Genomic DNA, 19,600 nt, shown 5'->3' with positions numbered 1-19,600 from the left:
CCTCTTTATCCTCTCAGGAGTACTTCGATTCCGGATATGGCGAAGTAGCAGGCGAACACCGCAGTGACCACCCACACCAGCCAATGGATCTCCCGGAACTTGCCGCGCGCGGCCTTGATCACGGTGTAGGCGATCAGGCCCGCACCCACACCGTTGGTGATCGAGTAGGTGAACGGCATCGCGACGATGGTCAGGAATGCGGGGATGGCGACCTCCAGGTCGTTCCAGTCGATCTTGCGAGCCTGAGTCATCATCAGCGCCCCGACCAGCACCAGCGCGGGCGAGGCCGCCTGGATCGGCACCACCCCGGCGATCGGGGTGAAGAACATGACAGCCGCGAACAGCCCGCCGCTGACCAGGCTCGTCAGACCGGTACGGGAACCCTCACCGACACCCGTCGCCGATTCGACGTACACCGTTGCCCCCGCGCCGCCGGACACGCCGCCGATCACCTGGGCGATGCCGTCCAGGGTCAGCACCTTGCCCATGCCGGGCATGTTGCCCTTCTCGTCGACCAGGCCCGCCTCGTCGCAGACACCGAACACGGTGCCCATCGCGTCGAAGAATCCCGTCAGCACCAGCGTGAACAGCACCACGCCCGCGGTCAGCGCGCCGGCGGTGTGAAAGCCGCCGACCGGATCGACGTGCGCCATCAGCCCGAAGTTCGGCGCCGCGAAGAAGTTGTGCGGAACGTTGGGAACCGCTGTGCCCCAGTCCTTGTCCGGAATCTTGGCGACCGCGTTGATGATGATCGCCAGCACGGTCGAGGCCGCGATGCTGATCAGGATCGCGCCCGGCACCTTGCGGATGTACAGGGCCAGCATCATCAGCAGGCTGAATCCGAAGACCACCACCGGCCAGCCCGCGAGGTGTCCGCCGACACCCAGTGTCACCGGCGGCCCGTCCGAGGGACCGTGGCCGACCACGCCGGCCGACACCAGGCCGATCATCGCGATGAACAGGCCGATTCCCACACAAATGGCGTTCTTTATCGCTAGCGGAATCGCATTGATGATCATCGTCCGCAGGCCGGTGGCGGCCATGATCACGATGACCACACCCATCAGCGCGACCAGGCCCATCGTCTGCGGCCAGGTCATGTGCGGTGCGGCCTGATAGGCGACCACGGGCACCACGCCCAGGCCCGCCGCCAGGGCCAGCGGCACGTTGCCGACCAGGCCCATCAGAATTGTCGACAATCCTGCGGCAAATGCTGTCGCCGTGGTGATCTGTGCCTTGTCCAGGTGCGCACCGTGGATGTCGGTCGCGCTGCTCAGAATCAGGGGGACCAGCAGAATGACGTATGCCATCGCTAGGAAAGTGGTGATACCGCCGCGAATTTCGCGCGAAACGGTGCTGCCCCGCTCCCGGATCCGGAACAGCCGCTCCAGCGGCGGTCTCCCGGGTTCGGTGCTGACTTCGGGGCGGGTATCTACTTGGGTCATGGCTGCCCTCCTTTGGGCATAGCCGACCTGCGGTCCGAGCCGTCTCCGGACTTGGGTGCGGTTTGCGGTTGTGCGGCTCCGGCCCGCCTTTGGTCCCCCGGGGATGGTAGCCAGCGGAGCTTGCGGAGCTGGCGGGGTGGGTGAGTTCAGGCGGGCCGGAAACCCCTGTTGATCAACAGCTTTCGATGATGTCCGTCGGACGGACCGGCACACGGTTGATGTACCCGGCACCTCCGGCAGCCCGGATGGCGTCGCGGATCGCGGCGACGACAGCCGGGGTGGAGGAGAGCGTGGGCGGCTCTCCGGCGCCGCGCAGCCCGTATGGGGCACGCGGATCGGGGTTCTCGAGGATGACCAGGTCCTGCTTGGGCACATCGAGGATGGTGGGAATCAGATAGTCGGTGAACGAGGGATTGCGGACCTTACCGTCGGAGACCAGGATCTCCTCCATGACCGCGAGGCCGAGGCCCTGCACGGCGCCGCCGTGGATCTGTCCCTCGAGCTGCAGCCGGTTCATGATCTTGCCGACGTCCTGGACCGCGTCCAGGCTGACGACCTTCACCAGACCGAGATCGACGTCGACGTCCACCACAGCGCGGTGCACGCAGACGGCCAGCTGGGTGTGGCTGTCTCCCTGGCCCGTCACCGGATCCATGCCGGTGGTCGGGTGGTGATGGTATTCGCGGGTCTCCTCGACAAACCCCTCATCGAGCACGTCGACGAGTGCCGCGAGCACCTCACCGGAGTTCGAAACGACCTTTCCGCCAACGAGATTCGCCGCGTCGGTCAGGCCCCTGGCGCGGGCCCGCACGAGCACCGAATCCCGCACGGCCCGGCACGCGTTCATCACCGCGCCACCGGTCATGTAGGTCTGGCGCGAGGCCGAGGTGGAACCGCCGCTGCCGACCCCGTTGTCCGCCGGATGGATGGTCACCCGCTCGATACCGAGTTCGGTGCGCGCGATCTGCGCCTCCACGGTCACCAGGCCCTGCCCGACCTCCGCGGCCGCGGTGTGCACCAGCGCCACCGGCTCGCCGCCGATGACCTCGAGCCGCACTCGGGCGGTCGAGAGGTCGTCGAAACCCTCGGAGAAGCAGATGTTCTTGATGCCCACGCCGTAGCCCACACCCCGCACGACGCCCTCGCCGTGGGTGGTCTGCGACAGCGCGCCCGGCAGGTTGCGAATGTCGGAGGCATCGACCGCCGCGGGCAGCGGCAGCGCCTTGGCCTGCTCGAGCATCGACACCAGCGGCGTCGGCGCGTGCAGTACCTGTCCGGTGACGATGGCGTCGCCCTGCTCGGTCACATTGAGCTGGCGCACGTGTACCGGGTCCAGGCCCAAGGTGTCGGCGAGCTTGTCCATCATCGACTCGTGCGCGAAACATGCCTGCACGCCGCCGAATCCGCGCATCGCACCGCACACCGGGTTGTTGGTGTAGACGCCGTAGGTGTCGACCTCCACGTGCGGGATCTTGTACGGGCCGATGGACATCGAGGCCGCGTTGCCGGTGACGTTCAGGGTGGCCGAGGTGTAGGGACCGCCGTCCAGCACGATCTTCACCTTGGCGAAGACCAGCCGGCCCTCGCTGGTGGCGCCGTACTCGTACCACATCTGCGCCGGGTGTCGGTGCACATGCCCGAAGAAGGACTCCTCGCGGTTGTACACCATCTTGATCGGCTTGCGCGTGTACAGCGCGAGCATGCCGGCGTGGATCTCCATCGACAGATCCTCGCGGCCGCCGAAGGCGCCGCCGACACCCGCCAGCGTCATGCGAATCTGGTCCTCGGCCAGGCCCAGGCACGGGGCGATCTGCGTCAAATCCCAATGGAGCCACTGGGTTGCGACGTAGAACTCGAGGCCGCCGTCCTCGGTCGGAATGACAAGGCCGGACTCCGGGCCCAGGAATGCCTGGTCCTGCATGCCGACCTCGTACTGCTGGCTGATCACGACGTCGGCCATCGCGCGGCCGATCTCCAGATCGCCGACGCGCACCGGCTGATAGCGGGTGATGCCGCCGCGCTCTTGCACCGCAAGGGTTTCCGGGTCCTCGATGACCGCCACGGGATCGGTGATCGGCTCGAGCACCTCCCACTCGATGGCGATCTTGTCCATCGCCCGGCGGCAGGTCTCCGGGTGGTCGGCGGCCACCAGCGCGATCGGCTCGCCGTGGTGACGCACCTCGTCGAAGGCCAGCACCGGCTGGTCCCAGGTGTGGTCCAGGCCGAAGTGCTTGCGGCCCGGCACATCCTCGTGGGTGAGAACGGCCTCGACGCCGGGGACCCGCAGAGCCTCAGTGATATCGATGGACAGCATGCGTGCGCGCGGGTGCGGGCTGCGCAGCGTCATGCCCCAGAGCATGCCGTCGATCCACAGGTCCGAGGAGTAGGCGAAATCGCCCTTCACCTTCAGAATGCCGTCGGGGCGAAGGGGACTCGCGCCGATGCCGTCCTTGCCGGGCGCGGCGACATCGGTCGGAAACTTCGTGGTACGTGCCGTTGTCATCAAGAATCCTCTCGCAGGAAGCGACGACGAGCCTCGACACCGGCCTGGGCCAGGCGTTCCTGGTCGGCCGTGCGCAGCTGGCCGTTGTCCACGACGGTGTTGCCGCCGACCAGCAGCCGCGCCAGCGGCGGGGTCGGGCCGAAGACCAGGGAGCAGATCGGATCGTCGATCGCGGCGTAGAACCCGTCGACGCGCCACATGGCGATGTCGCCGAGCTTGCCGACCTCGAGCGAGCCGATCTCGTTGTGGCGGCCCAGGTTCCGGGCGCCGCCCAGGGTGCCGATCTCCAGCGCCTGCCGCGCGGTGAGCGCCTTCGGGCCGTGCACGGCGCGCTGGAACAGCAGCGCCTGGCGCATCTCTCCGGCCATGGCGGTCATCTCGCTGGAGGCGTTGCCGTCCACCCCGAGGCCGACCGGGGCGCCCGCGGCGAGCAGATCCTTCACCCGCGCAATACCCGCACCCAGACGGGCATTGGAGGTCGGGCAGTGCGCCGAGCCGGAGCCGGTGTCGGCGAAACGCTGAATGTCCTTGTCGTGCAGGTGTACCGCGTGCGCGAACCACACATCGTCGCCGAGCCAGCCGATCCTTTCCATGTATTCGACCGGGGTGCAACCCATCTGCTCGATGCAGTGCTCCTCCTCGTCGAGGGTCTCGGCGAGGTGGGTGTGCAGGCGCACGCCCTTGGTGCGGGCCAGCGCGGCCGATTCGCGCATCAGGGTCTCGCTGACCGAGAACGGCGAGCACGGCGCGACCGCGACGCGCAGCATCGAATCGAACGACGCGTCGTGGTAGGTGTCGATCATTTCGACTGTGTGCGCGAGGATTTCATCGGTGGTCTCCACGCACTCGTCCGGCGGCAGGCCGCCGTGGGACTGTCCGCGGTCCATCGAGCCGCGGCACGGGTGGAACCGGATGCCGACCTCGCGGGCGGCGGTGATCTCCGCGGCGAACAGATCGCCACGGCCCTTGGGGAATACGTAGTGGTGATCGGTCGAGGTGGTGCAGCCGGTCAGCGCCAGCCAGCCCAGCCCCGCCGCCGCCGCGCCGTACACGGCCTCGGCGTCCATGCGCGCCCAGATGCGGTACAGGCCGGTCAGCCACTCGAAGAGGGTGGCGTCCTGGAACAGGCCCTGCGTGGCCCACTGGTACAGGTGGTGATGGGTGTTGACCAGGCCGGGCGTGACCAGGGTGCCCGTGCCGTCGATGCGCTCGGCGCCCTCGATGGCCGGGGCGGCGCCCGAACCGAGCGCGGCGATGCGGCCGTTCTCGATCACCAGGTGGCCGTTGGCGATCTCCTCGCCGACAACCGGTGCGATATAAGCGTTTTCGATGACTACCGTGCTCACTTGGCCGTCGCCTTCCGCTCGGCCGCCAGATGCACGGCATTGAGAATCTTTTCGTAACCGGTACAGCGGCACAGGTTGCCGGACAACGCCTCCCGGATCTCCCCGTCGGAGGGTTCCGGAACGCGCTCGATCAGATCGTGGGTCTGCACGAGCAGGCCCGGCGTGCAGAAACCGCACTGCACCGCGCCGGCGTCGACGAACGCCTGCTGCACCGGATCGAGCTTGTCCCCCTGCGCCAAGCCCTCCACCGTGCGCACCGAGCGCCCGTCGACCTGCCCGGCCGCGACCAGGCACGCGCACGCCGGGACACCGTCCAGGTACACCGTGCACGAACCACATTCCCCCTGCTCGCAGGCGTTCTTGGAGCCCGGCAGCCCCATCCGCTCGCGCAGCATGTAGAGCAGGCTCTCGCCCTCCCATACATCATCAACAGTTTCGTCGGCCCCATTGACCTGGAAGTTAACGCGCATTACTCCGCCCTCCACTGCATCTTCTGATCAACAGTTTCGTCGGCACCATCGACCTGGAAATTGACACGCATCAGGCTGCTCTCCGCTCTGCCGCAAAGTCGTTCCAGGCCCAGGCGAGGGTGCGGCGCGCCATCACCGAGAGAGCATGCTTGCGATAGTCCGCGGTGCCGCGGACGTCGTCGATGGGCTTGGCCGACGCGGCGACCAGCGAGCCGAATTCGCGCAGCACGGAGTCCGCCAGTGGAGCCGGGTCGTCCCACGGCAGCGCCTGCGCGAGAAATTCCTCGGCCGGGCGGGCGCGCAGCGGGGTGGGGCCGGAGGATCCGATTCCTGTTCCCGCGGAACGGCTTTCCGGATGCAATGCGACCGCGAAAGAGCACACCGCGATCACCATCGCGTTGCGGGTGCCCACCTTCGAGAAATACTGCGGGCCCGTCGCCGGTTCGAGCCAGGTCGCCCGAATCAATTCATCGGCCTCGAGGGCATTCTTCTTCACCCACACATAGAAATCATCGATCGGAATCATGCGCGATCCGCGCGCGGCCGATTCCACCTCGATCACCGCATTCGCGGCCAAAAGCGCGGGGTGCGCGTCACCGGCCGGAGAAGCGCCGCCGAGATTGCCGCCGACGGTGCCACGATTGCGAATCTGCGGCGAACCGACCGTCCGCGAGGCCTGCGCCAGACCGGGCACCTGGCACCCGAAGTCACGAATGATCTTCACATACGACACCCCCGCGCCGATACGAAGCTTGCCGTCGATTTCCTCGACGCGCCGCAGCTCACCGCACGGATTCAAATCCAGCAGCGCCGCCGGGCGGCTGTGATCGAAATTCATCTCGACCATCACATCCGTGCCGCCCTGAATGGCACGGGCCTCGGGATGGGCCGCCCGCAATTCGAGCGCTTCGGCCCAGTTCCCGGGTCGAAGGAATTCCATCGTCACTCCCCCCTGGCTTTCGCAGGTGTGCACCGCTGCACCGTCATCTGACCTCCATGGCATAAAACGTGTAGGCCCAGTACACCTGTCGGCGGGCGCCCGCGGCCACGACCGGAACTCCGAACTGTGCGCTGCTTCACACCGGATCGTTTGTGGTTATCTCCAATCGCCATCCCGGCGGCGTTACCCGCTCGGCGGATGCGACAGCCGGGTTACCGGCCTGTCACCTGCGGATCGGAGACAAGCAACCATCCGGACTGTTAGCGTTCGAGATCATGCGTCTACGTTCTCTGCTCGCCATGACGGATCTGGGACTGGAGCTCGTCACGGGGGAAGAGGAGCTCGACCGGTTCGTGCGGTGGGTGGTCACTCAGGATCTACCCGACCCCAGCCGCTACCTGTCGGGCGGCGAGCTCGTGCTCACCGGCATGCAGTGGCGCTCGGCCCCGCAGGACAGCGACGCGTTCGTCGCGGCGCTCGCGCGCGCCAAGGTCGCGGCGCTGGCCACCGGTGACGCCCGCTACGGCGAGCCGCCCGAGGACATCATCGAGGCCTGCCGCAAGTACCGGGTGCCGCTGTTCCGGGTGCCCGAACAGGTGGCCTTCGCGACCGTCACCGAGCGCATCACCCGGCTGCTGTCGACGGGGCGCGCGGCGGATCTGACCGCGATCCTGGACCGGCACCGCCAATTGGTATCCGGGACCGGACTGGGCTCGGTGCTCGAGCTCATCGAACGCGATCTGGACATGCGCTGCTGGGTGATGTCCACCACCGGGCGGGTGGTGGCCGGGCCGATCGCCGCGCCGCCCGCGCAGACGGTGACCGCGTTCCTGTCCGCCCGGCGGCTGCCGTGCGTCATCCGCACCGGGCCGCGGCCGTATTCGCTGTTCGCGGTCGACGAGCACGGCACCTCGCGCGCGGCGGACTGGATGCTGGTCTTCGATTCGGACTGTTCCGACTGGCCCGAGCAGCGGCGCGCACTGGCCGGGGAACTGGCCGCGATCGCCTCGCTCGAGCGCGTGCGCCACGACGATCGCCAGAGCGCCGAGGGGCGGCTGGCCGAGGAGCTGATCCAGCTGATCGTCTCCGATGCCAAACCGGCCGAGATCGTTTCGCGCCTCGAGCTGACCGGGCTCGGGGTCGCCGACAGCTATATCGCGGTAGCCGCTGCGGCCGAGGATACATTGCGGCCCAGGGAATTACGCGCCCTGTTGCGCGAAATCCTTTACGGCAGAACGCCGGCCGCCGGAGTGGTCGACGGCGAGGCGATCGCGCTGATCCCCGCCGACGATACGGTGCTGACCTCCATCGGCCGGGCCCTGGAAACCCTCGAGCCCGGCCTGGGCGGCGCCCACCTCTCGATCGGGGTCAGCGGCGTCGTGGACGGCGAGGGCCTGCGCGGCGCGGTCGAGGAGGCCCGCTACGCCCGGCGCATGGCCGCCGGGCGCGGGCGGGCCGCCGCCCTGGTCGGCCACGACGAGCTGGCCACCCACATGATGCTGCTGTCCAGCGTGCCCGACGAGGTGCGGCGGATGTTCCGGCTGCGCCTGATGGACCCGCTGATCAGCTACGACCAGGACAACGGCGCCGACCTGGTGCACACCCTCGAGGTGTTCCTGCAGACCAACGGATCCTGGACCCGCAGTGCCGAACTGCTGCACGTGCACGTCAACACGCTGCGCTACCGGGTCGCCCGCATCGAGGAGCTCACCGGGCGCGACCTGTCGCGACTCGAGGACCGCGTGGACTTCTTCCTGGCGCTGGCCCTGGGCTGATCACTTTCCCGGCGCGTAGGTGGTGAGTTTGTCCGGGATGATCCGGACGGCCAGCCGTTCCGCGCCGGGTTCGTCCGGGTGGGAGCCGCCGCCCATGTACCGGGCGTACATCTCGTTGCCGACAATGTTCTCAGGATCGTCGGCAATCTCCACGTGGCCGCGAATCTCGACATACTGCCCGCTCGTCCGGCTGACCACCAGCAGGCTGACCCGGGGGTCGCGCTGCATATTGCGGGTCTTCAACCGGCCCTTGATCGTGCTGAACAGGACGGTATCGCCGTCGTCCTTCACGAAGATCACCGAGGACTGCGGTCGCCCGTCGGAGTTGGTGGTGGACAGGATCGCCGCATGCGGGCCGTCGATCAGTTCGCGGGCTAGGGTGTTCAGGGATGTGGTCATGATGTGCTCACCTTGGTCGGTCGGGTAGGTACGAACAGGCAGACCACGCCGGTCCCGGAAAGGAATCGGGTCGGGGCGAACAATTTCGTGCCCGGTTCGGGCCCCGAGGACCGCCCCGGCAGAGAGGATCATCGTGCGGGCGCAGGACCGCTCACCGCATGCCGAGTTCACCGGGCGGACCCAGCCGTACCGGCGCGAGCTGCTGGCACACTGTTACCGCATGCTCGGCTCCCTCGACGATGCCGAGGATCTGGTCCAGGAGACCTACCTGCGGGCCTGGCGCTCCTACGGCGATTTCGAGGAGCGGTCCTCGATGCGGACCTGGCTGTACCGGATAGCCACCAACGCCTGCCTGACCGCGCTCACCCGGCGCGGGCGGCGAGTGCTCCCGTCCGGGCTGGACGCCGCCAGCGAAAACCCTTATGCCGCACCATCTGCCGCCGACGGCGACGTCGACTGGCTGGACCCGCTACCGGATCCACTGATCACCGCCGAATCCGACGATCCGGCAACGGTTGCCGCCACCCGCGACAGCCTGCGGCTCGCGCTCATCGGCGCGCTGCAGCATCTGTCCGGCCGTCAGCGCGCGGTGCTGCTACTGCGCGAGGTGCTGAATTTCTCGGCCGCAGAGGTGGCCGAACTGCTGGATACCAGCCCGGCCGCGGTCAAGAGCACGCTGCAGCGGGCCCGGGCGCACCTGGGTGAGATCGCCACGACCGCGAGCGGACCGGCCCGTCCGACGACCTCGCAGGCGCACGCGCTGCTGGCGGAGTACATCTCAGCGTTCGAGAACTCCGATGCCGCGGCGCTGGAGAAGATCCTGCATCGCGACGCGGTGATCGAGATGCCGCCCTCGCGAACCTGGTTCTCCGGCAAGCGAACCTGCGGCGCATTCCTGGCCGCCCAGGCGGTCGGCGTGCCCGGCGACTGGCGCATGCTGCCCACGACGGCCAACGGTCAGCCCGCCGCGGCGGCCTACCACCGCGATGCCGACGGGGCATACGTGGCATTCGGCATCGCGGTACTGACCACGACGGACGATGCGATCACCGGCATTTCGGTGTTCGAAGATCCGGACCTCGTGCGCCACTGCGGCTTCGACGCGGTCCTCGCCGACGGGTGAGCACCACCACCGCGCCGGCGACGCCAGGCCGGGGCCGTAGCGCCGGGGCGGCCCATCGCATCCGGTCCCCGCGCGGCAGCGCTCAGCCGAGCAGGGCGGTGAGTCCCCCGGCCAGGAATGTGACCTGATCGTCGAGGTATTCGGCGAGGTCGTCGGCCGAGGGAACCGCGCCGCGGCGCGAATTCCACTCCTCGGCCCGGCTCAGGCCCTGGAGAAAGACCATGAGGGCCACCGACCAGCGCCGCTCCAGCCGCAGCGGATCCGTGGCGGGGAAGGCGCGGCGCACCTGAACCAGCAGCTCGGACCGCAGATCGTGCTCGGTCGCGTCGAGGGCGGGATGGTTCTGGGTCGACATCTGCGCGACGATCTTGACCCAGCGGATCCCCCGGGTGCGATGGCGCCGCAGCAGTTCCCGGTAGGGCTCGGTGACCGCATCCACCAGATCCTGCGCGGTGGGCGGGCCGGGGCACGCCGCCAGCACCGCGGTACGAGCTCGAATCCCATCGCGCACAGCGGTTCCCAGGTCGAGCAGGACCGCGGGATTCGATGCGCTGGACCGCAATTGGGACGTCTACGAAAAGGTCTGCGCCGAGCACGGACACACCTCGGACCGCTCGACGTGGCGGCTGGTCACGCCGATGTTCCTGGCCGAGACCCAAGCCGAGGCCGAGCGCGCGGTATCGCGGCGGATCGGGTCCATGGCTGCCTACGTCAATCGCCAGACCGGGCGGGATCCGGACTGGGCGTACACGCCCGCGGGCATCATCGGGCAGTGGCGCGACGACTCGCTCGGCGAGTTCGGCCAGTCGATGTCGCCGCCGCCGCGGGCTACCCGCTCGCCACCTTCGACAATGCCAGGCCGGTCGTCCTGGGGCACGAATACGCGGGCACGATCGCCGAAATCGGGCCCGGTGTCACGGATTTCGCGATCGGCGATCGGGTCGCCGGAATCGGCCTGGCCACCGACACCGCCAGCGGCATTCCCACGATCATCGGATACTCCAACGAGTATCACGGCGCATTCGGCGAACAGATCGTGGTCGACGGCTACTGGGTGCGCAAGGTCCCGGATTCGTTGTCCTTGGAGCACGCCACGCTCGCCGAACCCCTGCACGTCGGGGAGATGCACGTGCAGCAGTCCGGGCTCACGGCCGCGGACTCGGCGCTCGTGATCGGTTGCGGCACCATCGGTCTCGGCGCGATCGTCGCGGCCAAGGCGCACGGGGCCCGGCGGGTGATCGCCTCGGAGCCCTCGCCCAAGCGCCGGGAGCTGGCCCTGCGGATGGGCGCGGACATCGTCGTCGATCCCGGCGAGCGCGACCCGATCCAGGCGTGGAACGAGCTCGCCGGCGGCGACGGCGTGGTCGGCGGCGGCGCCGGATTCTCCGACGAAACCATCATCCCGGTGACCGCCCAATTCCGCCGCATCGCAGTCAATTTCGGGCACGGTCCGTATTCCGAGCCCTACGACATCACCCTGGCGCGCCTGGCGAGCGGTGAGATCGACGCCGAGGCGATCATCACCGGCCGCATCGGCCTGGACGGCGTCGCGGACGCATTCACCGCGCTGCGCGACCCGCGCGAGCACGTGAAGATCCTCGTGCGCCCCGGCGGCTGACACCGCACCCGGGCCGTCCGGGTGCCGAGCGGTAGGGTTGGGCGTTATGGCATCGCCTCAACCTGCGCTTTCGACCCCGGGCACCCGGCGTCTGGCGCGGGCGTGCCGGGCCGACATCACGGCGATGACCCGGCGGCTGATGGCGGCGATCTTCACCGACAACCCGGAGTGGACCGATTACACCTCGGTGCCGCGCGCGGATCTGCGCGACGGGTGCCGCCGATATCTGACGCGGATCCTGGATCTGCTCGGCGGGGACACCAGCGATCCGGAGCACGACGACGTGGCCGCCGCGATCGGCAAGCATCGCGCCGAGCAAGGGGTGCCCATGGAGGCGATGCTGCGCACCTTCCGGCTCGGTGGCGGCATCGTCTGGGAGGCGCTGCTGGACCAGGCCGAGCTCGGCGATCCGGCCAATGGCGTTGGGCCGCAGGAGATCCGCGAGGCCGGGACCGCGATGTGGACGGTGATCGACGGGCTGTCCTCGGCGCTGGTCACCTCCTACCGCAACACCGAACTCGAACAGGTGCGCCGAGACGAACGGCGCCGCCACGCGCTGATCGAGGATCTGCTGGCCGGGCGGGCCCACGACGCCGCCTTCGCCGCGCGCGCGGCGCGCGAACTGAATCTGCCCGCGCAGGGCGCGTATCTGGTGGTCGCGGCCCGCGGCGGGGGCAGGCCCCTGCACGCGGGGTCGGAAACGGCGTTGGCGGCCTCGGGAATTCGCTCGGTCTGGCACGACCGGGTGGACACCACCATCGGGCTGGTCTCGCTCGAGAGTCGCACGGCCGCGGCTGTGCTGCAACAGGTTCGGCCACAGGTGCGGGGACGCGCCGGAGCGTCCCCGGCCGTTCCGGGTCTGGCTCACGTGGATTCGGCGCACGCTCTGGCCCTGATCGCGTTGCAGACCGTGCCCGCCGAGGCGACCGGGCTGGTATCGCTGGACGAGCGCTATCCCGAGGCCCTGCTGGTCCGCTCCCCCGACCTCACCGATCTGCTACTCACTCACACGCTCGGCCCCATACTCGACCTCCCGGGCCGCGAACGCGAGGTGCTGCTGCGCACCCTCTCGGTGTGGCTGGCGCAAAACTGCTCGGCCGCCAACGCCGCACCGCGCCTGCACTGCCACCGCAACACCGTGATCAACCGGCTCGCCCGCATCTCCACCCTGCTCGACCGCTCGCTCGACGGCCCGCGCACCCAGCTCGAACTGTCCCTCGCGCTCACCGCGCTGGGCCTCGACGACGCCGCGACCTGAGCGCCGCAACCTCCCGCACACCAACTCCCGCCACGCCTGAACAACGGTTGACATATATCGGCATAACGGGTGGCCCGAGCCCGGACGCCGGACAACCCGGTGGTCTCATCGCGACCGTACTCACGAGTACTAATTGGGCGCTGCGCCCAATTGCCGGATGCGATTCCTAGGCTTGTGAGTCATTGTTTGTGCACTCGGTAGCGACGACACTCGGTCAGGATGACCCACACCACAACCGGTACGGGGTCGTATTCGTTCGAGACGAGGAGCACCACGAGTGCCGGAATTCGATCTTTTGGTGATCGGCGGCGGTCCCGGCGGCTATGTTGCCGCAATCCGCGCGGCCCAGCGCGGGCTGTCGGTGGGGCTGGTGGAGAAGGAGCGGCCGGGCGGGGTGTGCCTGAACTGGGGCTGCATACCCACCAAGGCCATGCTGCGATCCGCCGAGGTCTTCCAGACCCTTTCCAGCGCAGCGGATTTCGGCGTGTACGCCGACAACGTCCGCTTCGATTTCGCCGCCGTGCGCCAGCGTAAGGACGGCATCGTCAAGGAGCTCACCGACGGTGTCGCGGGCCTGCTGAAGGCCAACGGCGTCACGGTGATCGAAGGCCACGCACGCTTCACCGGACCGACAACCGTGCAGGTGTTCGAGGCCGGAACCTCGCCGATCTTCGAGGGCGGCCCGCGCTACGCCGCCGCCCCGACCGCGACCGCGATCCGCGAGATCACCGCCGCCGACGTGATCGTCGCGACCGGTTCGGTGCCCGCCCAGCTGCCCCTGCCGGGCGCGGACCTGCCGGGCGTGATCACCTCCGACGGCGCGTTCGGGCTGACCGAGGTGCCCCGGCGCCTGGTCGTCATCGGCGGCAGCGCCGTGGGCGCGGAATGGGCCAGCCTGTTCCACACCTTCGGCAGCGAGGTCACCGTCGTCGAGATGCAGGATCGCCTGGTTCCGTTGGAGGACAAGGAGATCGGTACCGCGCTGGGCCGCTCGTTCGGCAAGCGCGGCATCACCGTGCTCACCGGCTCCACGGTCAGCGGCATCGCGCAGGCCACCGACGGCCTGCGCGTCACCGTCGGCGGCCCGCAGGCGCGCGAGATCGACGCGGACGTCGTGCTGGTCGGCGTCGGCCGCCGCCCCAACACCGCCGAGCTGGGCCTGGATATTGCCGGAATCGCCACCGACGCACGGGGTTTCATTCCCGTCGACGAGCAGTTGCGCACCGGTGTCGAGCACGTCTACGCCATCGGCGACGTCACCGGCAAGGCACTGCTGGCGCACGTCGCCTCCCATCAGGGCCTGACCGCCGCCGACGCCATCGCCGGGCACGACGCGCACATCGACTACGCGGTGATCCCCGCCGCCACCTTCACCCACCCCGAGATCGCCAGCGTGGGCCTGACCGAGGAGGCCGCCCGCGCGGCCGGGCACGAGGTCGTCACCGCGAGATTCCCGTTCGCGGCGCTGGGCCGGGCCAAGACCTTCGGGGAGACCGAGGGATTCGTGAAGATCGTTGCCGGGCAGCAGCATCAGGAGGTGCTCGGCGTGCACATCATCGGCCCGTCGGCCAGCGACCTGATTGCCGAAGGGGCCCTGGCGATCTCGCTCGAGGCCACCCTCGAGGAGCTCGCCGACACCATCCACGCCCACCCCACCCTCGGCGAGATCGGCATGGAGACGGCCCTGGCCGGGCTCGGGCTGCCGGTCCACATCGCGCCGCCCCGCAAGCGTTGAGGAGCAACGTGACCACCACCACCGCACCCCGCAAGGCCGCGCGCAAGGCCACCGGCCCCGCCGCGCCGACCGCGAATGCCAAGTCCGCCAGCGGAACCGACCTCGCCGAGCCCCCCTTCGGCGGCGAGAGCCCCGATCGCCTGCGCGAGCTGTACCGCGACATGCTGTTCGTGCGCCGCTTCGAGGAACGCACCGCACAGGCGTACCAGCAGGCCAAGATCGGCGGCTACTGCCACCTCAATCTCGGCGAGGAGGCGACCGTCGTCGGCATGGGCGCGGCCATGCGCCCGACCGACTACCTGTTCACCAACTACCGCGAGCACGGTTACGCGCTGGCCAAGGGCATCGAGCCGGGCCGCGTCATGGCCGAGCTGTACGGCCGCTCCACCGGCACCTCCAAGGGCTGGGGCGGTTCGATGCACATGTACGACACCGCCACCCGGCTGCTGGGCGGCTATGCCATTGTGGGCGGCCAGGTTCCGCTCGCGATCGGCGCGGCCCTCGCGATCGACTACCGCGGCGACGACGACGTCGTGGTGTGCCAGATGGGTGAGGGCACAACCAATATCGGCGCGTTCCACGAGTCGCTGAACATCGCGGCACTGTGGAATCTGCCGGTGGTGTTCCTGGTGATCAACAACCAGACCGGCATGGGCACCACGGTCGAGAAGTCCTCGGCCGAACCGGATCTGTACAAGCGCGCGGCCTCCTATCGCATGCGTGGCGAGCGCGTGGACGGCACCGATGTGCTGGCCGTGCGGGACGTCGCCGGCGAGCTCATCGAGGGGGCGCGGCGCGAGGGCAAACCGGCACTGCTCGAGGCGGTCAGCTACCGGCTCAAGGGCCACTCGGTGGTCGACCCGGCCAAGTACCGCACCACCGAGGCGGTGGAGACCGCCCGCGAGCACGACCCGATCACGCTGTGGCACAGCAGATTGCTGGAGGCGGGCGTCCTCACCGAGGAGTCGGCCAAGGCGGTCGAGGCCGAGGTGAACGAAAGTGTCGCCGCCGCGGTCGAATTCGCGGACTCGAGCCCGCATCCGGATCCGTCGAGCCTGTTCGACTACACGTACGCGACCCCGGCGCCCGGAGAGCAGCGCCGCCTGCCCGCCGACCCGCTGTTCCGCTGAAGCCACCCACCCCGCCGACTCCGCTACTCAGTCGGCCCACCATTCCCGTGTCTGAGGTAAACCGTGCCTGTCATTAGCTATCGCGAGGCCCTTCGCGAAACCCTGCGTCGGGAGATGCGACGCGACGACGACGTCTTCCTGATCGGCGAGGAGATCGGCGTCTTCGAGGGCTCCTACAAGATCACCGCCGGCCTGCTGGCCGAATTCGGTGAGAAGCGCGTGCGCGACACCCCGATCGCCGAGGAGGGTTTCGTCGGCGCCGCGATCGGCGCGGCCATGCTCGGGCTGCGCCCGGTCGTGGAGATCATGACGATCAACTTCTCACTGCTGGCCCTGGATCAGATCGTCAACCATGCCGCCAAGATCTACGGCATGTTCGGCGGGCAGACCAATGTGCCGATGGTCATCCGCACACCCGGTGGCGGCGGCCAGCAGCTGGGCGCTACCCACTCGCAGAACATCGAGCTGTACTACGCGTTCGTGCCCGGCTTGAAGGTCGTGGCACCCAGCACCCCCGCCGACGCGGCCGGACTGCTCAAAGCGTCCATCGAGGACGACGATCCGGTGCTGTTCCTGGAGAACCTCTCGCTCTACAACACCAAGGGCGAGGTGCCGGAGGATCCCGAGCCGATCCAGATCGGCAAGGCCAAGGTGACCCGCGAGGGCACCGACATCACCCTGATCGGCTATTCCCGCATGGCCACGGTCTGCACCCAGGTGGCCGAACGCCTTGCCGCCGAAGGCATCTCGGCCGAGGTCATCGACCTGCGCAGCCTGCGCCCGCTGGATCGCGACACGCTCGTCGCGTCCGTGCGCAAGACCGGATGCGCGGTCATCGGCGAGGACGACTGGCTCACCTACGGCATCGGCGCGGAGATCGCGGCGTCCATCTCCGACGGCGCCTTCGACTACCTCGACGCCCCGGTGCGCCGCGTCGCGATGGCCGAGGTGCCGCTGCCCTACTCCAAGCCGCTCGAGCGCATCGCGCTGCCCTCCGCGGACTCGCTGTACACCGCGGCCGTGGAAACCCTTGCGGCCGTGGGCCGCCGACGGAGCTGAGAGGAGAGACTCATGCCTGAAATCACCATGCCCCGCCTCTCGGACACCATGGAGGACGGCGTCATCGCGTCGTGGCTCAAGAAGGTGGGCGATCCGGTCGCGCGCGGCGAGGTCATCGCCGAGATCGAGACCGACAAGGCGCTGATGGAGCTGGAGGCCTACGACGACGGGGTGCTCGAACAGATCCTCGCCGACGCGGGAGCCCGGGTGCCGATCGGTGAGCCGATCGCACTGGTCGGGGACGGCAGCGGGGCCGCGAGCGCCACAAGCGCACCGGCCGTGGGGAATCCGGCCGCGACCGGCGGCGCCGCGGATTCCGCCGCTGCCGCCGCCCCCGCGCCCAGCACTCCTGCCCCGGCATCGGCTCCCACCGCGGTTCCGGAGCCCGCCCCCGCGCCGGCCGCCGGCGAACGCCGCAAGTCGTCGCCGTTGGCGCGCAAGGTCGCCCGCGAGCTCGGCGTCGACATCGCGACCGTCACCGGCACCGGCCCGGGCGGGCGGATTACCCGCAACGACGTCGAATCCGCCTCGCGCACCGCGGTATCCGCGCCCGTGGCCACCGCGTCGGCCGCCTCGCCCCCCGTGACGCCGGCCCCCGCCGCCGTCCCCTCGGGCGAGTACGACGAGATCCCGCTGACCCGGATTCAGCAGGTCTCGGCCACCCGCCTCACCGAGAGCAAGCAGCAGGCCCCGCACATCTATCTGACCAGCGCGATCGATGTCACCGAGCTGCTCGCCTTCCGGGTGCAGATCAATGCCACGCTGGAGGCCGCCGGCAAGGGCAAGGTCAGCGTCAACGACCTGCTGGTCAAGGCGGTCGCCTCGACGCTGCGCACGGACCCCGCGGTCAACGTCAGCTTTGCCGGTGACAAGCTGCTGCAGCACAAGGGAATTCACCTCGGCATCGCGGTGGCGACCCCGGCCGGGCTGCTGGTGCCGGTGATCCGCGACGCCGACCGCAAGAGCGTGTCGGAGATCGCCGCGCAGAGCCGCGATCTGGCCGGGCGCGCCCGCGATCGCAAGCTACGCGCCGAGGAGATGCAGGGCGGCACCTTTACCATCTCCAACCTTGGCATGTTCGGCATCGAGCAGTTCACCGCGGTGATCAACCCGCCCGAATCGGCGATCCTGGCGGTCGGCGGCGCGAGCGACGAGCTCCGCCTCGAGGACGGCGAGGTCGTCTCGCGCAAGATCCTGCGCGTCACCCTGTCCGCCGACCACCGCGCCATCGACGGCGCGATCGCAGCGAAGTTCCTGCAGCAGTTGAAGGATCTGGCCGAGCACCCGCTGCGCATCGTCACCTAGCTGGTGTCGAACGGACCTCCGGCGGGCTGTGGTGTTGTGCCGGCGGTGGTACCAGCTACCAGTCGTTTCGGGTTGTGCCCGTGGCGATTTGGCCTGAGGACGCCGGATGCCTGGCGTCCTCAGGCCCTGCTGCGGTTCAGCCGCCGATGGGGTAACCGATACCGAGGACCGTGGCGAAACGGCTACGGTTCAGAAGGTGAACTGTTGGCCGTAGCCGGTGGTCTGCACTGTTCCCGATGCGGTGCTTATCGTGGCGCTGACGAAGGGGACAGCCGATACCGGCGAGGCACACTGAGCGATGTTCAATGGGGCGTTGTTGAAAGAGATGGTGTACGGAAACGTGGTGTTGTTGTCCAGACCGCTCGTCGTCGTCTGAACGGTGGTGACCTGGCCCGGTGACAAGGTGCCCGCCAACTCTTCTGACAGGCCCAAGGCCCCACCGATGCTCGGCCCGAGGCTCAGGGTGGGTGGGGTGATCGACGCGCTGGGCGTGGTGATCGACGCGCCGGGGAGGCTAGCGGCGGAATTCTGCGGCATCACCGTGCCCGGCGCGAGAGTCGCCCCCAGTGGGAGGGTCGTTCCTGATGCGACAGTCGTCCCCGATCTGAGGGTCGTTCCCGGTCTGAGAGTAATACTCGGCGCGGCAGCCGTACTCGGCGCGGCAGCCGTACTCGGCGCGGCAGCCGTACTCGGCGCGGCAGCCGTACTCGGCGCGGCAACCGTACTCGGCGCGGCAACCGTACTCGGCGCGGCAACCGTACTCGGCGCGGCAACCGTACTCGGCGCGGCAACCGTACTCGGCGCGGCAGCCGTACTCGGCGCGGCAGCCGTACTCGGCGCGGCAGCCGTACTCGGCGCGGCAACCGTACTCGGCGCAACAGTTGTACTCGGCGCAACAGTTGTACTCGGCGCGACAGCCGAACTCGGCGCAACAGTTGTACTCGACGCGGCAGCCGAACTCGGCGTGAGAGCCGCACTCGTCGGGCTGGCGTTGTCGCTCGGTGGGCTGACCGACACGGTGGGCGGGGTGAGCGACGGCGAGATACTGGCCGACAGTCCTTGACTGGGATCGAGGCCGACAGTGACACCGCCGGCCACGCTGATCCCGCAGCCGAGGATGAACCCCGCGACGGCCTGTCCGGCGGACACCCCCCTACCCCCCACGTTCACCGAGAAGTTACCGGACATCTGCGCGGCATGCGAGAACGTCATGAGGTAGTTCGGCGTCCGGTCACCAGGAGGATCGGCTCTGACATTCTCTACCATTGTCGTCAAATGAACTCCCGCACCGGTGGCGTCCCCGCCCCGCCGTGGTGGTGGCGGCGGCGGTTGGGCCCGGCTCGGCTCGGTGTCGCCGGACCACAGGGTCACGGTGGCCAGGATGGCGGCGATCGTGCCGGCCGCCATAACGGCGAATGGAGGTCGCATACCTGCTCTTTCGAAGCGGATCCACATCAGCGCGAAATCACATGAACAGCCCCACTCAGTTACAAC

16 protein-coding genes are annotated in these 19,600 nt (G+C 68.8%); 8 read left to right on the top strand and 8 right to left on the bottom strand.

Annotated features, from left to right (window positions below):
* Positions 1–5: 5 nt before the first annotated feature.
* The 5 genes from ABH933_RS00115 to ABH933_RS00095 all read right to left on the bottom strand — a co-directional run bounded on the left by ABH933_RS00115 (position 6) and on the right by ABH933_RS00095 (position 6,704).
* Positions 6–1,445, bottom strand: a complete 1,440-nt coding sequence (locus tag ABH933_RS00115) for an NCS2 family permease (protein ID WP_429413574.1) — start codon at positions 1,443–1,445, stop codon at positions 6–8.
* 172 nt (positions 1,446–1,617) lie between these two features.
* Positions 1,618–3,948: a molybdopterin cofactor-binding domain-containing protein gene (locus ABH933_RS00110; RefSeq protein WP_429413571.1), complete on the bottom strand. Its 2,331-nt coding sequence runs from the start codon at positions 3,946–3,948 to the stop codon at positions 1,618–1,620.
* Positions 3,948–5,294: an 8-oxoguanine deaminase gene (locus ABH933_RS00105; RefSeq protein ID WP_429413568.1), complete on the bottom strand. Its 1,347-nt coding sequence runs from the start codon at positions 5,292–5,294 to the stop codon at positions 3,948–3,950. Before ABH933_RS00105 ends, ABH933_RS00110 begins: the two co-directional genes overlap by 1 nt.
* Entirely contained in the window at positions 5,291–5,764 is a 474-nt protein-coding gene (locus ABH933_RS00100) for a (2Fe-2S)-binding protein (RefSeq protein WP_429413565.1), read from the bottom strand. The genes ABH933_RS00105 and ABH933_RS00100 overlap by 4 nt, the downstream gene beginning before the upstream one ends.
* A 70-nt stretch (positions 5,765–5,834) precedes the next feature.
* Positions 5,835–6,704, bottom strand: coding sequence for an FAD binding domain-containing protein (locus ABH933_RS00095; RefSeq protein ID WP_429413562.1), 870 nt, complete (start codon positions 6,702–6,704; stop codon positions 5,835–5,837).
* Between the two features lie 275 nt (positions 6,705–6,979).
* Between ABH933_RS00095 and ABH933_RS00090 the strand changes: the two genes are divergently transcribed.
* Positions 6,980–8,479: a PucR family transcriptional regulator gene (locus ABH933_RS00090; RefSeq protein ID WP_429413559.1), complete on the top strand. Its 1,500-nt coding sequence runs from the start codon at positions 6,980–6,982 to the stop codon at positions 8,477–8,479.
* On the opposite strand, the gene ABH933_RS00085 is transcribed toward ABH933_RS00090, so the two are convergent.
* Positions 8,480–8,878: a pyridoxamine 5'-phosphate oxidase family protein gene (locus ABH933_RS00085; RefSeq protein ID WP_429413556.1), complete on the bottom strand. Its 399-nt coding sequence runs from the start codon at positions 8,876–8,878 to the stop codon at positions 8,480–8,482.
* Positions 8,879–9,011: 133 nt separating this feature from the next.
* On the opposite strand from ABH933_RS00085, the gene ABH933_RS00080 reads away from it, so the two are divergent.
* The gene (locus ABH933_RS00080) at positions 9,012–10,001 is read left to right on the top strand and encodes a sigma-70 family RNA polymerase sigma factor (RefSeq protein WP_429413553.1); all 990 of its coding nucleotides are present in this window, start codon (positions 9,012–9,014) and stop codon (positions 9,999–10,001) included.
* An 82-nt stretch (positions 10,002–10,083) separates the two neighbouring features.
* Here the strand turns inward: ABH933_RS00080 and ABH933_RS00075 are convergent, their stop codons facing one another.
* Positions 10,084–10,563: a TetR/AcrR family transcriptional regulator gene (locus ABH933_RS00075; protein WP_429413551.1), complete on the bottom strand. Its 480-nt coding sequence runs from the start codon at positions 10,561–10,563 to the stop codon at positions 10,084–10,086.
* Between the two features lie 210 nt (positions 10,564–10,773).
* Between ABH933_RS00075 and ABH933_RS00070 the strand changes: the two genes are divergently transcribed.
* The 6 genes from ABH933_RS00070 to ABH933_RS00045 all read left to right on the top strand — a co-directional run bounded on the left by ABH933_RS00070 (position 10,774) and on the right by ABH933_RS00045 (position 18,106).
* Positions 10,774–11,619, top strand: coding sequence for a zinc-binding dehydrogenase (locus ABH933_RS00070; protein ID WP_429413548.1), 846 nt, complete (start codon positions 10,774–10,776; stop codon positions 11,617–11,619).
* A 46-nt stretch (positions 11,620–11,665) separates the two neighbouring features.
* Entirely contained in the window at positions 11,666–12,877 is a 1,212-nt protein-coding gene (locus ABH933_RS00065) for a PucR family transcriptional regulator (protein ID WP_429413545.1), read from the top strand.
* Between the two features lie 277 nt (positions 12,878–13,154).
* Positions 13,155–14,612, top strand: a complete 1,458-nt coding sequence (gene lpdA, locus ABH933_RS00060; RefSeq protein ID WP_429413542.1) for a dihydrolipoyl dehydrogenase — start codon at positions 13,155–13,157, stop codon at positions 14,610–14,612.
* A gap of 8 nt (positions 14,613–14,620) precedes the next feature.
* A complete protein-coding gene (gene pdhA / locus ABH933_RS00055; protein ID WP_429413539.1) occupies positions 14,621–15,742 on the top strand; it encodes a pyruvate dehydrogenase (acetyl-transferring) E1 component subunit alpha in 1,122 nt (373 codons plus the stop codon).
* A gap of 72 nt (positions 15,743–15,814) precedes the next feature.
* Complete coding sequence (locus ABH933_RS00050; RefSeq protein WP_429415606.1) at positions 15,815–16,801, top strand: alpha-ketoacid dehydrogenase subunit beta; 987 nt, start codon at positions 15,815–15,817, stop codon at positions 16,799–16,801.
* A 12-nt stretch (positions 16,802–16,813) separates the two neighbouring features.
* Positions 16,814–18,106, top strand: coding sequence for a dihydrolipoamide acetyltransferase family protein (locus tag ABH933_RS00045; protein ID WP_429413536.1), 1,293 nt, complete (start codon positions 16,814–16,816; stop codon positions 18,104–18,106).
* A 189-nt stretch (positions 18,107–18,295) separates the two neighbouring features.
* Here ABH933_RS00045 and ABH933_RS00040 read toward each other — a convergent pair whose 3' ends face one another.
* On the bottom strand, positions 18,296–19,513 hold the full coding sequence (locus ABH933_RS00040) for an MspA family porin (RefSeq protein WP_429454916.1): 1,218 nt from the start codon (positions 19,511–19,513) through the stop codon (positions 18,296–18,298).
* Positions 19,514–19,600: the final 87 nt, after the last annotated feature.

Origin of the sequence: Nocardia sp. GP40 (genome assembly GCF_050434125.1) — a bacterium.
GTDB classification, from domain to species: domain Bacteria; phylum Actinomycetota; class Actinomycetes; order Mycobacteriales; family Mycobacteriaceae; genus Nocardia; species Nocardia albiluteola.
The sequence above is the reverse complement of the archived record's forward strand: the minus strand, read 5'-3'. Positions and strand labels throughout refer to the sequence as shown.